Source organism: Streptomyces sp. MH60 (genome assembly GCF_002939385.1).
Taxonomy (GTDB): domain Bacteria; phylum Actinomycetota; class Actinomycetes; order Streptomycetales; family Streptomycetaceae; genus Streptomyces.
Genome location: NZ_MULI01000002.1, coordinates 258,214 through 270,993, shown reverse-complemented (window position 1 = coordinate 270,993; position 12,780 = coordinate 258,214). Strand labels below are relative to the sequence as shown.

Here is a 12,780-nt window from a genome sequence, read left to right as displayed (position 1 = left end):
ATGTACCTCCACCTGTTCCGCCCGCGCATAGCGGCCTCCTTTCCCGCCTCAGCCCCAGCCCCTGTGACGGAAGAAGGCCGCCGTGAATCCTCCGCCCGTCCGCCAATCCCCCTCGACCGCGCGACGAACTGGCTGCGCCGTCGGCTCGGCCGCGCCGTCCTCCTCTCCTACGCCGCCGCTCTGCTTTTGCCAGGACCCGGTCTGTGGCTGCGCCGCCCGCACACGGTGCTGCCGGCCGGTCCGGCCCACCTGACGCTGCGCACCGCCTCGTTCCTGCTGTCCCTGGTGCTGTTCTCAGCCGGGCTCCAGGTGCCCTTGCGCGGGCTGGGGCGCGTGCTGCGGTATCCCAAGGCACTGCTGGCCGGGCTCACACTGCATCTGGCTCTTCCGCTGCTGATCATGCCGTTCGTCGCGTTGCTCCTGCGTCGCACCTCCGACACTGACGGCGGCAGCGGACTGCTCACCGCGATGATCCTCGTCGTGGCCATGCCCGTGGCTGCTGGCGCCACCGTATGGACCACCAAGGGTGACGGCGACCAGCCGACCATGGTGGGACTCGTCCTCGCCTCCACCCTGCTCAGCCCTCTCACCACACCGCTTCTGCTGACAGCGCTGGCACCGCTGCTCAGCGGCGGCTACGCCCACACGCTCACCGACACGGGTCGCTCCGTCGACAGCGGATTCACCCTCGCCACCGTCGTCCTGCCCTGCGCCGCGGGTCTGCTGTGCCCGTTCGTGCTGCCGCCGGCGCGACGCGACGGCCTCCTGAGGGCCGTGATGCCGTTGGCGATGGCCGGCTCACTGCTGCTGACCTACGTCAACGCCAGCGGCGCCCTCGGCTCCTTCCTCGCCCGACCGCGCCCGCTGCTGTTCGCCGCCGCACTCGCCGTGGCCGCCCTCGTGTGCCTGCTGTCCTTCGCGCTCGGCCGGACGGCCGCCTGGGTCCTGCGGCTGGATGCCTCCGCGGCCTCGTCGCTGACCCTGGCCTGCGGCATGAGCAACAGCAGCGCGAGCGCCGTATTGATCACGACCTCGCTGCCCGACAAGCCCCATCTGCTGCTGCCGGTCCTCGCCTACGGGTTACTGCAGAAGACGGCCGCCAGCCGGGTCGTCACCCGACTTCGGCCCGCCTCCCCCACGGTGCCGTAGCGGTCACTCACGCCGACCGGCCGTACCGGCGTCTCGGCCGCTGCCGTCTCCGGTCTCGTCCCGTGGGACCCGGCACCAGCATGGTGAACGTGGTCGGACGGACGGCCGCCAGAAAGAGCCTGCCTGCCGGAGAGACGGCCAGGTCGCGGACGAGGGCGGGGCCGATCCCCTCGCCCAGGCCGCCACCGCTGGACCCGCGGTCGAGGGCGCCCCCCAAGGTCCCGCACCGTGAGGCGGACGGCGCCGCGCCCGTCAACGCGGGCTGTCCAACAGCACAGCGAGGATCTCGGCGACCGCGCCGCCCGGGACCGCGTTGGTCAGGGGCTGTCCTCGCCCTGGGCGATCTCGACCTCGTGATGGAAGTCGACGACGCCGACCGTTCCGGCGGCGACGGACAGGAGCGTGCAGACCACGAGCAGGAACGCGGCGGTGCGCGGGGTTCTCGGGCGTCCCCCGGCGGGGCCGAGGAGGGCGGCGACCCGTTGCGGAACCGGGCCGGTCGTCGCCGCGGGGGCGAAGTCCGGGCGGGTGGAGGGGGACGCGTGAGCGGCAAGGGCGGCGCGGGCGACGGCGGTGGCGATCAGACGCCGGTCCCCGACGGCGGTGGCGGCGGCCTCGTCGGCGGCCCGCTCGGCCGCGAGCCGGATGACGGCGCGCGCTCGACGCAGGGCCGGGTGGCAGTGGGCGGCGAGTTCGGCGGCGGCGAGAAAGTAGTGGTGGCCGGCCCTGTTGTGGGCACGCTCATGGGCGAAGAGCGCCTCGCGCTCGGCCGGACTCAGACTGCGCAGCATCGCGGTGGTGGCGACGACGCGGTGCGGCCGTCCGGGCAGGGCGTAGGCGTCCGCTTGGGGCGAGTCGACGACGCACAGGTCACCCGCGGCCGGGCGGCGGTCGGCCTGCCTCCGGGCGGTGCGGAAGGCGCGAGCCTGCCGGAAGGCCGAGCGCGTGAGGGTAAGGCCACCGAGGGCGAGTACTCCGGTGGCGGCCGTCGCCGCGGGAACGACGACGTAGTCGGAGGCCGTGCGCAGGGGGTGGACGAGTTCGCCGAGGGCGGCGAAGGCGGGAAGCTTGAGCAGTCCGGTCAGGACCAGTGCTCCGAGGGCGGCGACGCAGGCTCCCGCCAGCGCCAGGGCCGAGGCGGTCAGGACCCACAGCGCGGTGGCGGGCGAGAGACGGTCGAGGGTCCGCCGGGCCAGCGCCGGCGCGAGGAAGGTAAGGATCAGCGGTACGAACAGCACAGCGGTCATCGCTCGTCACCGTCCAGGAGCTGACGCAGGACCCGCTCGTCGCCCGGGTTGAGCTGGGCGACGAAGCGGGCCAGGACCGTCTCCCGGTCGTCGTCCCGGTCGAGTTCGGTGTGCATCCGCCGGGCGGTCAGGCCGGGAGCGTCCTGCACGGGGAAGTAGGCGAAGCCGCGCCCCTGCCGCTCGCGGCTGACGACGCCCTTCTCGTGCAGACGGGTCAGTATCGTCGCCACCGTCGTGCGGGCCAGGCCGAAGCCGAGTTCGTTCTGCAGCCGCCCGGCCGTGAGCGGGACCCCGGCGGCCCACAGTGCGGCCATGACGGCGGCTTCGAGCTCACCGGCCGGCCGCCTCTCGTCCTTCGCGTCGGTCATGGGAACGTTCCTCACTCCGCCATCGTCTACAGTGCAGTAGACCGTCTACAGGATTGTAGTCACGTGCCGGTTGCCTCCGTTGGGCCCATCCGACGGTGCAGACGAACGATGAAGGGGCCCTCGACGATGACCACAGCCATGCACCTATCGTCGCAGCTCGCCGTCAATGTGCTGGACGCACGCTCGCTGCTGTCCGCTTTCGGCGTGCTGGGCGTGGGTATGGTGCTGTTCGCCGAGACCGGACTGCTGATCGGCTTCTTCCTGCCGGGTGACTCGCTGCTGTTCACGGCCGGCCTGCTGTGCACCGGCACCGGCGACCACGGCCTGAAGCTGTCCCTCGGCCCCCTCCTGGTCGCCGCGGCGGCGGGGGCGCTGGCGGGCTCGCAGTGCGGATACCTCCTGGGCCGAAGAGCAGGGGGCGCCCTGCTCGCCCACAGCCGCTCGCCCCGCCTGCACGACGGAGCCAAACGCGCCGAGGATCTCCTGGAACGCTACGGGCAGGCAAAGGCGATCGTGCTGGCCCGCTTCGTTCCGGTGGTACGCACGGTCCTGAACCCGATGGCGGGCGCCCTGCGGGTGCCGGTACGGACCTTCACCCTCTGGCAGGTCACCGGCGGGCTGGTGTGGAGCCTGGGTCTCACGCTGGCGGGCTATGCGCTGGGCTCCTCCGTCCCGAACGTGGACCGGTACCTGTTGCCGACGGTCGCGGTGATCGTGGCCCTGTCCCTGATTCCGCTCGCCTCCGAGGTCTACCGCTCGCACCGGTCGGCGAAGGCCAAGAAGGCGCGAGGATGACCCCCGCCTTCGACGGGTCGTCCATCGACGGCTCGGCCTACACCGCCGTGGTGCATCTCGCCCGCCGCTCCCCCGCCTGGCTGAACGACACCGTGGCGGCGTGGTCGACGTACGGGCTCGCCCTGTTCGCGGTGCTCATGACCATCGGCTGGTGGCGCGCCCGGCGGGTGAGCGCCACCGCATCGGTGACAGCGCTCGCGGCGCCGTTCGTCGTGGTTGCGGCCTACGGAGTCGATGCGGCGCTGAAGCTGCTGGTGCGTGAGGACCGGCCCTGCCAGAACCTGCGGGTGACCACCCTGGAGGCGTGTCCGGCACCCGGCGACTGGTCGTTTCCCAGCAACCACGCGACCATCGCCGCCGCCGCGGCCGTCGCCCTGCTGTTCGTCTCCCGCCGGCTCGGCAGCGTCGCCGCGGTGGCGGCCGGTGCGATGGCGGCTTCACGCGTCTGGGTGGGTGTGCACTACCCCCACGACGTGGTCGCGGGAGCCGTGGTGGGCACGCTCACCGTGCTGCTCGCCGTATCCGCACTGCGCAGATGGGCCGAGCCCCTGGCCGGGCGGCTCACGGCCACCCCTCTGCGTCCGCTGCTGGTGGTGGCGTCGTGAAGCGCGGCAACGCCGCCGCACTGGCCGGCGGCTGCGGCCTCGGCGCATGGACGGCGTTCGGCCTGCTGACCATGGTCGTCGTGGGCCACGACGGCAGACCGCTGTTCGCGGACCAGAGCCTTCTCACGTGGTCCGTCGACCATCGTCCGGACGTCGTGGTGGCATGCGCCCGCGGGCTGACCGCCACCGGTACGGGTGTCATCCCGTACTCGCTGGCCGCGCTCGCCGGAATCATCGCGGGACGCACGCGGCGGCAGCGCGCGCTCGCCGTCGCGCTGTGTCTGGCCTGTCTCGGGACGGGCCAGGCCCTGCGGTACGGGACGATGGTCCTCGTCGCCCGGCCACGGCCACTGCCGGCGGACTGGGACACGCACGCGTCGGGATGGGCGTTCCCGTCCGGTCACACCACCACGGCGGCCCTCGCCGCCGGGCTGCTGATCGTCGCGGTCTGCGTGCGCGGTCCGCGTGGCAGGACCCTGCTCGCTCTGGTCATCGGCTGTTGGGGTGCGCTGGTCGGGCTGACCCGCGTCTACCTCGGGGTGCACTGGTTCACCGACGTCGTGGGCGGCTGGCTGTTCGCCCTGGGCTGGCTGGGCGTGTGCCTGGGCGCCGTGACTCACTGGCTGCCCGGGCGTTGGACGCTGTACACGACGGACGCGGGCACGGCATGACGGACCAACGGCCGTAGGACACAGCCGGAAGCCGGAGGGACACGGCACGCGAACCGAGGGAGGACCATGCGGCAGACGATCCTGGTCGTCGAGGACGATCACGCCCTGCGTGACGTGCTGGTGCGCGGGCTGCGTGACGAGTGCTTCGACACCGTCCCGGCGCCGGACGGCGCCACCGCGCTGCGGTTGGCCACCGCCGACGTCTGCGCCGTCGTACTCGACATCGGGCTGCCCGACGCCGACGGGCGGGACGTCTGCCAGGCCATGCGGGCGAACGGGTTCCTCTCCCCCGTCATCTTCCTGACCGCCCATCACCGGCTCACCGACCGGCTGTCCGGGTTCTCGGCCGGCGGCGACGACTACCTTCCCAAGCCGTTCCACCTCGCCGAACTCGCGGCCCGCCTGCGCGCAGCCCTCAAACGGGCCGCGCCGACGCCGGTCGTCACGACGGGAGACCTGGTCATGGACGCCGTCCGGCACACGGTCGGCGTCCGCGGCAACCGGGTCGATCTGACGCCGACCGAGTTCCGCCTCCTGGCCGCGCTCATGGCCGCTCCGGGCGCCGTCGTGCGCCGCCGCGAGCTGGTCCGGGCGGCCTGGCCCGAAGGGGCACAGGTCCACGACAACACTCTCGACCAGTATCTGACCCGGTTGCGCCGCAAGCTGCGCGAAGCAGGCAGCGACCGGACGATCAGCACGGCCCGCGGCATCGGCCACCGTCTGTCATGAGCGGTGCCTACCTCCGACCGCGGTGCGCCACGACCGCCCTCCTCCACCGTCTGGCACCCCGCACCCTGCGCGGACGGCTCTCCCTCGTGGCCCTCATATCGGCCGCGCTGCTGATGCTCGTCCTCACCGTCGCCTTCAACGCCGCGGCCCAGCACCGCCTCCAGCACCAGGCGGACGACGAACTGCGCACCCGCGCCGCCGCCGTCGCAACGACCGTCGACACCAGTGGCACGACGGTACGTGTCCTGGAAACCTCCCACGACGAACTCCTCGACGCGAACGTCTGGATCTACGCCGACCGGCGACTGCTGGAAGAGCCGCCGAACGCCGGCACGGTGACCCGCGTCGCCGACGCACTCGCCGGGCGCGGCGGGCAGCGCTGCGTCAGCGCCGACGTTCACGGCCCCTTCCGGCTCTGCTCGCAGCCGATGCCCGGAGACAGGAGCGACGCCACGGTGGTCACGGCACTCGACCTCTCCCCTTACCGGAGTTCGGCCGACACACTGCTCCTGGGATCGTTCGTCCTGGACGCCGTGCTGCTCGCCTGCACCTACGCCCTGACCCGCCTGGCGGTCGGCCGCGCGCTGCGCCCCGTCCGCACGATGACCGACCAGGCCACCCAGTGGAGCGCCGTCGCCTCCGAAGAACGCTTCGGACAGCGGCGCCACCCGGCAGAACTCGCCCGCCTGGGCACGTCGTTGGACGCCATACTGGACCGCATCCGCACCATTCTGCGCCACGAGCGGCAGCTCACCGGCGAGCTCTCGCACGAGCTGCGCACACCTCTGAGCCGGATCATCGCCGAACTCGACTGGTGGCAGACCCGCCCCCGCACAGCCGACCAGACCCAGGCCGCCCACAAGGTCATCGCGGATGCCGCCGAGTCCATGCGTACCATCTGCGACACTCTCCTGGATGACGCCCGGGGCGGCACAGTCACCGCTCCGGGCTCCGTCGAGGTGCTGTCCACCCTGCGCCGTCTCACCCAAAGCCTGGACGTGCCCGGCCACTTGACCGTCACCGTCGACGGCCCCCCGCTTGTAGCGGGAGTTCCGCCCGCCCTCCTCGAACGCATCGTCAGCCCGCTCCTCGCCAACGCCTGCCGCTACGCCCACTCCACCGTCGCCGTCCGCGCCTGCTCCGACCCCGCCGGCCTAGGCGTCGAGGTCATCGACAACGGACCCGGCGTACCGCCATCGTTCGCCGGACAGCTCTTCGAGCCCGGTCGACGCGCGGAGCCCTGCGACGGACACGGCGGAGCGGGCCTGGGGCTGCCGCTGGCTCGACGCCTTGCACGCTCCGCCGGCGGCGAAGTGACCTACGACCCCGGGCACACCCCCGGAGCACGGTTCGTGGTCGGCCTGCCCGCCGGATGACAGCAGGCCTGCCCGGCGATCCGGCGTGCCAACGGGCATGACGCTCTCCCTGAGCGGCCGCGCGGGCCAGTACTCCAGTCTGACTTCGCGATCTTCTCTCTGACCCTGCTGGGAACGGGTTCGGCCGCTGGGCCGCAGCACCCGCTGGTGAAGACGGCCGGGAAATACGCGGTGTCCGGGCCCTGTGGCGACCTGCTGCCGGTGGACCGCTGCCCCCCTTCACCCGCTCCCGCCGCGCCTGACCCGCTGGCGGGGGCCGGCCCTCCGGCTTGACTTCGAGCGCACTCCAAGTCCTAGCGTCCGAGGCGTTCGTCAGTGCTCAAGGTACCGCCCGGTCCGCCGGGCAGGAGGAGTGTCCGCGCATGATCACCCAAACCACGCTCGGCTCGCCCGGTCTCACCGTCAGCGCGATGGGCCTGGGGTGCATGGGGATGAGCGAGAGCTATGGCGCCACCGACTGGGACGGCGGCTTGGCCACCATCGGCCGGGCCCTGGAACTGGGCATCACGTTCCTGGACACCTCCGACTCCTACGGCACCGGCCACAACGAGGTGCTGGTGGGCCGGGCCATCCACGGCCGCCGGGACCAGGTGCAGCTGGCCACCAAGTTCGGCATCGACCGCAGCGCCGGCGACCGGGCACGCCGCATCCGCGGTGCCCGGGACTACGTGCTGCGCTCCTGCGACGCCTCGCTGCTGCGGCTGGGCGTCGAGGTGATCGACCTGTACTACGCCCACCGCGCGCCCCAGGACGTGGAGATCGAGGAGACCGTCGGGGCGATGGCCGAGCTGGTCGAGGCGGGCAAGGTCCGCCATCTGGGCCTGTCCGAAGTGGACGGCGAGCTGCTGCGCCGTGCACACGCGGTGCACCCGATCACCGCGGTGCAGAGCGAGTACTCGCTGTGGACCCGCGACGTCGAGGCGGTCACCCCGGTGATGGCCGAGCTGGGGGTCGGGCTGGTGCCGTACTCGCCGCTGGGGCGGGGGTTCCTGACCGGCACCCTGGACCGCTCCACACTGGGCCAGAACGACTTCCGGCGCACCAACCCCCGCTTCGCCGGCGAGGCGGGCGAGGCCAACGAGAAGGTCGCGCAGACCGTGCGCGAGGTGGCCGACCGGCTGGGTGCCACCCCGGCCCAGGTGGCGCTGGCCTGGGTGTACGCCCAGGCCGACCGGCTCGGGGTGGCGATGGCGACCATTCCGGGCACCCGCAGCCCGGCCCGGCTGGAGCAGAACGCGGCCGCGCTGGAGCTCACCCTGGACGCCGAGGCGCTGGCCGCGCTGGACCCGCTGAGCGACCAGGTGGCGGGCGAGCGCTACACCCCCGCGCACACCGCTGAGGTCGCTCGGGGTTAGGACTCCAGTCTGACTTCACGATCTTGTCGCGGACCCGGCCGGGAACGGGTACGGCCACTGCCTGATCATCGGGGGTTGTGTGGACTCCTGAAGATCGTGCGGTGGCCGCGAGCCATAGCGTAGACCCTGCCCGCTGGTGGGCGATGTTCGACCGGGTCACGGCCCGGATCGCGGGCCGGTTCGGGCTGGTTGAGTCACGGAGGACGGCCCGCGCTTATCTGCTCGGGCTGCTGTCGGGCGTTGAGTAGAAGAACTGCTGGCAGCTGGCCGAGCAAGCCGGTCACGCCCGGCCCGGGCCGATGCAGCGCCCGCTGGGACGCCGATGCCGTCCGCGACTACCTGCGCGCCTACGCCGCCGAACATCTCGACACCGACGGCGGTGTCCTGGTCGTGGACGAGACGGGCTTCGTGAAGAAGGGGTCCGCCTCGGCGGGCGTGCAACGGCAGTACACCGGCACCGCCGGATGCATCGAGAACAGCCAGGTCGGTGTGTTCCTCGCTTACGCCACCCGCCGGGGACGGGCGTTGATCGACCGCCGGCTCTACCTGCCCGAGCGCTCCTGGTGCACTGATCCCGAGCGCCGCCGTGCTGCCGGGATACCCGACGGGGTGGACTTCGCCACCAAGCCCCGCCTGGCCGGTGAGAGGACGGCTTCCGCGCTCGACGGCGGTAAAGGCCTGCGTTACTACGACTGGGCCTGGATCCACATCGGCGCCGGCAGCCACCGCCACCTGCTCACCCGCCGCAACCGGACCACGGGCGAACTCGCCTTCTACCTGTGCTGGTCACCCGCCCAGATGCCCCCTGGCCGAACTGGTCCGCGTCGCCGGCATCCGCTGGAGCGTGGAGGAATGCTTCCAGGCCGCCAACGGCCAGGTCGGACTCGACCACTACCAGATCCGCAACTGGTCCTCCTCGCACCGGCACGTTCACCCTCGCCATGCTCGCCCTGGCCTTCCTGACCGCCCTCGCCGCTGACGCAGCCCCCGACCGTCCCACCGATCCGCACCATCCCGCCCGCAGCCCGGACCCCATCGCGCTGACGACCGTCCCGGCGATCCGCCACCTGTTTGCCGTCGTCTTCCACCCACCGGCCCTGTCAGTGGCCAAGTTGCTGCACTGGTCCACCTGGCGCAGACACCACCAGGCAACAGCCCGCCGCGGCCCCTACCGACGACGGGCCACCGACGAGCCCGCTGGATAGATCACGAAACCGTACTGGAGTACTAGGCGGTGTCTTCAAAGGATCACCGCTGTCGCCTGAAGCAGTGGCGTGGGATCGCCACCCGCTACGAGAAGACCGCCACCGTCTACCTGGCCGGACTACACATCGCCGGTGTCTTCCTCTGGTCTGCCCAAGGCTTCATCCTCAGACGTGACTGTGGACGTTGATGACACTTCCGTCGGGTGCCTGAACAAAGAAGCGTCGGATTCCCCATGGTTCCGTGGTCAAGGGATAGACCACCTGGTACCCCTGGCGCTCGGCTGCGGCGTACGCGGCGTCAACGTCCTCGACTTCGACCGCCAGTGTCGAATGGGCCGTATGCGGGTCCCATGAGTCTGCGGCAGGGGAGACCACGGTCATCTGCGCCGTCGGGTTACCCGGCGAGGCCAACATCAAGAAGCCGGGCTCGTCCATGCGCACGTCCATGCCCAGGAAGTCGCTGTAGAAGCTTCGGCTCTCTTCGATGTCCTGGGTGACGACGTTGGGCATGATGCGACGGATCGTCATGCTCGCACTGTAGCCGAGGACCGCTCCAACAACTTGTTCCAAATGAGAGGCCCTGTGGGCTGTCCCGTAAATGATCTGTGCCGGACGGGAACGTGGGAGGCGATCAATCCGGCCGCCTATCTATCCGGTGAGGTTGAGGTTGTGCAGCCGGGCGATGCCGAGCATGGCGTGGTGGACACCATCGCCTTTGCGGCGGCAGTCACGGAGGATCTTCCAGTTCTTCATGCGGGTGAAGACGTGCTCGACCCGGGCGCGGACCTGCTTGTGGGATTTGTTGTGGGGCCTCCTTGCAGTCGGGCAGCTCCTCGGCTTCGCGGCGCCGGTGAGGCATCACGAGTCCGGTGCCCGGATAGCCGTCGTCGGCGATGGTGATGGTCGTGCCAACGGCAGCCTTGGCCCCTGACTCCGTCCATGCCTTGCAGTCATTGCGGTTGCCGGGTACTGGGCGGCCCACCAAGACGACGTGGCGAGTGTCGGCATCGATGACCACCTGGTGGTTGGTGGAGTACCGATAGTTCTTGGATCGCTCGGCGGTGGTGTGGTCTCGGGTGGGCACGAGCGTCCCGTCCCCGATCAGTACGGTGCCCTTGTCGAAAGGCATGCGTGGCCGGAGCGCGATCATCGGCCCGAGATGGTCGATGATCCGGTCTGCGGCTGACTTCGGCACACCGAAGATCAGGTCGAGCTGCCGCATCGTCAAGTTCGTTCGCCGGTAAGCCGCGACCAGCAGCGTCCGGTCCTGCAGAGGCAGGCTCCACGGCCGCCCTCTACCAACGGCGTCCGTACCCTCGCGCCGCAGAACCGTCACCAGCTTCCCGAAGGAACGCAGGCGCAGCCCGGTGAACGGGGCTATCCAGGACGGCTGCGATGCCGTAATCGCACCAGTCACAACTGGATCATCCCAGTTGCCGCTGCCGCCCCATGCCCTCGATTCTGCGTGAGGTTCGTTCTCTCCGAGATGCGAGGACTTCGGCACCGAACGCCTGGCGCACCGATGAGTTTCCTGCACTGCGGGGGTCCCATGGGCAGCAACGCACCCCACAGCAGTACGGCCCCTACGTGAACCGGAGAGACAAACATGGCAACAGCGCGAGAGCAGTCGGCCGGAGCCGAGGCCCGTGTCGCCTCCGCCGACGGCACCGAGATCGCCTTCGAGCAGTCGGGCCGCGGGCCAGCCGTCGTCCTGGTTGCCTCGGCACTGGCAGACCGCTCGGACACGACCAAACTCGCGGCTCTCCTCGCCGACCACTTCACTGTGATCAACTACGACCGGCGCGGCCGCGGTGCCAGCGGTGACGCCGGTACATACGCCCCCGACCGCGAGATTGAAGACATCGCCGCGTTGGTCGAACACGTCGGCGGTTCGGCGTCGCTGTTCGGCTCGTCCTCCGGAGCGGTCCTCGCCCTGCGCGCGGCCGCGGCCGGAGTCAACGTCGACCGCCTCGCTCTGTACGAACCGCCGTTCGTGGTCGGCGAAGGCGACGACGGACCGCCCAAGGATCTCGCGCAGCAGATCAACGCATTGCTTGCGGAGGGCCGGCACAGCGACGCGGTCAAGTACTTCATGACCAGGGTGCAGGGCATGCCAGGCATCGCCGTGTTCTTCATGAAGCTCATGCCGAAGATATGGGCAAACCTCACCAAGCTGGCCAGCACTCTGCCCTATGACATCGCGGTCATGGGCGATACCCAGCAAGGCAAGCCGCTCGAAGCCGAGGAGTGGAAAGGAGTGGCCGTACCCACCCGCGTGCTGACCGGTGGCAAGAGTCCGGCCGCGTTCCAGCGCGCCGCCCTCGCCGTCACCGAGATCCTGCCGCAGGCCGACCACCGCACTCTGCCCGGACTCAACCATGGCGCCGTCGTCATGGCTCCGAAGAAGATCGCCCCGCAGATCATCGAGTTCATCAAGGGATGAGCTCGTCGTTCGAGCGGTTCGGCGGCGGTTGGTACCCCTCCTGACACTCGGAGCGGAGCACGCCCCATCCCCAACCAACCGCCGAACCCCGAACGACCACGACTTACGGGACAGCCTTTAGCCTAGGACCCGGCTGGATGCTTGCGGAAGCGTGGTGGTGTGAGGGTCAGGCCTTGTCCTCACGCCATCCGCTGCAGTTGACGGCGACGCCGTCGACCAGGTTACAGACCTGGTATGAGACCGGTGAGCCTTCCTTGAATTCGTAGTCACAGGTCACCGGCGGAGCGTCGTAGCCCTTGGTGTTCTTGCAGGTGTAGGACTCGTAGTTGTTGTACAAGAAGGCGATCGCTCCCTTGCCGTCCGAGTCGTAGTCGTGCACCACCAGCTTCTCGCCCAGTGACTGGAAGTCGGCGGCGGCGGAGCAGCCCGGATTGCACAGGCTGCTGCTGGCACTGGCCGCAGGCGCCTCGACCAGGGCGCCCGCCAGAGCCAGGGCGGCCGCTGCCCCGAGCAGGGCCAGGGGCTCGCCCCGGCGTCGACGTGTTGCGGGCGTGTGGTTGCGCTCCATTCTCCGAATCCTCACGCGGGACCCCCCAGTCGCCTTCGTCGCGTTTTCGGCCGCCGGGGCTGCCCGCTGTACCAGGACCGCATAGGAACGCACCCCCGACTACACCACCATGGACAAACAGCTTCGGCGGGACGAGGTCCTTTCACGCCATGTTCCTCAGGAGAGCCCCCCGACGCCCTCCCCGAGAAGCACCTCAAACCCGTCTTCGTACGCGATACGGGCAGGGCGTAGCCGTCCAGCCGCGCCTCGGCATCCGGAGCAAGCAGTGA

12 protein-coding genes and 2 pseudogenes are annotated in these 12,780 nt (G+C 70.4%); 9 read left to right on the top strand and 5 right to left on the bottom strand.

Annotated features, from left to right (window positions below):
• Positions 1–63: 63 nt before the first annotated feature.
• Positions 64–1,149: a sodium-dependent transporter gene (locus BZZ08_RS03075; protein WP_241965347.1), complete on the top strand. Its 1,086-nt coding sequence runs from the start codon at positions 64–66 to the stop codon at positions 1,147–1,149.
• A gap of 317 nt (positions 1,150–1,466) precedes the next feature.
• Here BZZ08_RS03075 and BZZ08_RS03070 read toward each other — a convergent pair whose 3' ends face one another.
• Both BZZ08_RS03070 and BZZ08_RS03065 read right to left on the bottom strand, forming a co-directional pair.
• Positions 1,467–2,396: a M48 family metalloprotease gene (locus BZZ08_RS03070; protein ID WP_104630541.1), complete on the bottom strand. Its 930-nt coding sequence runs from the start codon at positions 2,394–2,396 to the stop codon at positions 1,467–1,469.
• Positions 2,393–2,764, bottom strand: coding sequence for a BlaI/MecI/CopY family transcriptional regulator (locus tag BZZ08_RS03065; protein ID WP_104630540.1), 372 nt, complete (start codon positions 2,762–2,764; stop codon positions 2,393–2,395). The genes BZZ08_RS03070 and BZZ08_RS03065 overlap by 4 nt, the downstream gene beginning before the upstream one ends.
• A gap of 126 nt (positions 2,765–2,890) precedes the next feature.
• Between BZZ08_RS03065 and BZZ08_RS03060 the strand changes: the two genes are divergently transcribed.
• The 7 genes and pseudogenes from BZZ08_RS03060 (at position 2,891) to BZZ08_RS03030 (ending at position 9,500) form a co-directional block, all read left to right on the top strand.
• The gene (locus BZZ08_RS03060; protein WP_198601246.1) at positions 2,891–3,559 is read left to right on the top strand and encodes a DedA family protein; all 669 of its coding nucleotides are present in this window, start codon (positions 2,891–2,893) and stop codon (positions 3,557–3,559) included.
• Positions 3,556–4,164, top strand: coding sequence for a phosphatase PAP2 family protein (locus BZZ08_RS03055; RefSeq protein WP_104630538.1), 609 nt, complete (start codon positions 3,556–3,558; stop codon positions 4,162–4,164). Before BZZ08_RS03060 ends, BZZ08_RS03055 begins: the two co-directional genes overlap by 4 nt.
• Complete coding sequence (locus BZZ08_RS03050) at positions 4,161–4,835, top strand: phosphatase PAP2 family protein (RefSeq protein WP_198601245.1); 675 nt, start codon at positions 4,161–4,163, stop codon at positions 4,833–4,835. Before BZZ08_RS03055 ends, BZZ08_RS03050 begins: the two co-directional genes overlap by 4 nt.
• Positions 4,836–4,901: 66 nt before the next feature.
• The gene (locus BZZ08_RS03045) at positions 4,902–5,564 is read left to right on the top strand and encodes a response regulator transcription factor (RefSeq protein ID WP_104630537.1); all 663 of its coding nucleotides are present in this window, start codon (positions 4,902–4,904) and stop codon (positions 5,562–5,564) included.
• Complete coding sequence (locus BZZ08_RS03040; RefSeq protein WP_104630536.1) at positions 5,561–6,940, top strand: sensor histidine kinase; 1,380 nt, start codon at positions 5,561–5,563, stop codon at positions 6,938–6,940. The genes BZZ08_RS03045 and BZZ08_RS03040 overlap by 4 nt, the downstream gene beginning before the upstream one ends.
• Before the next feature lie 362 nt (positions 6,941–7,302).
• Complete coding sequence (locus tag BZZ08_RS03035; protein ID WP_104630535.1) at positions 7,303–8,295, top strand: aldo/keto reductase; 993 nt, start codon at positions 7,303–7,305, stop codon at positions 8,293–8,295.
• Between the two features lie 143 nt (positions 8,296–8,438).
• Positions 8,439–9,500, top strand: a pseudogene (locus tag BZZ08_RS03030) (IS701 family transposase).
• Positions 9,501–9,665: 165 nt separating this feature from the next.
• On the opposite strand, the gene BZZ08_RS03025 reads toward BZZ08_RS03030, so the two are convergent.
• Together BZZ08_RS03025 and BZZ08_RS03020 are read right to left on the bottom strand one after the other, a co-directional pair.
• Positions 9,666–10,028, bottom strand: coding sequence for a VOC family protein (locus BZZ08_RS03025; RefSeq protein WP_198601244.1), 363 nt, complete (start codon positions 10,026–10,028; stop codon positions 9,666–9,668).
• Between the two features lie 120 nt (positions 10,029–10,148).
• Positions 10,149–10,917, bottom strand: a pseudogene (locus BZZ08_RS03020) (transposase).
• Between the two features lie 189 nt (positions 10,918–11,106).
• On the opposite strand from BZZ08_RS03020, the gene BZZ08_RS03015 reads away from it, so the two are divergent.
• Positions 11,107–11,943, top strand: a complete 837-nt coding sequence (locus BZZ08_RS03015; protein ID WP_104630533.1) for an alpha/beta fold hydrolase — start codon at positions 11,107–11,109, stop codon at positions 11,941–11,943.
• A gap of 166 nt (positions 11,944–12,109) precedes the next feature.
• Here the strand turns inward: BZZ08_RS03015 and BZZ08_RS03010 are convergent, their stop codons facing one another.
• Positions 12,110–12,526 (bottom strand): hypothetical protein, encoded by a 417-nt coding sequence (locus tag BZZ08_RS03010; RefSeq protein ID WP_133169143.1) that lies wholly within the window; start codon positions 12,524–12,526, stop codon positions 12,110–12,112.
• Positions 12,527–12,780: the final 254 nt, after the last annotated feature.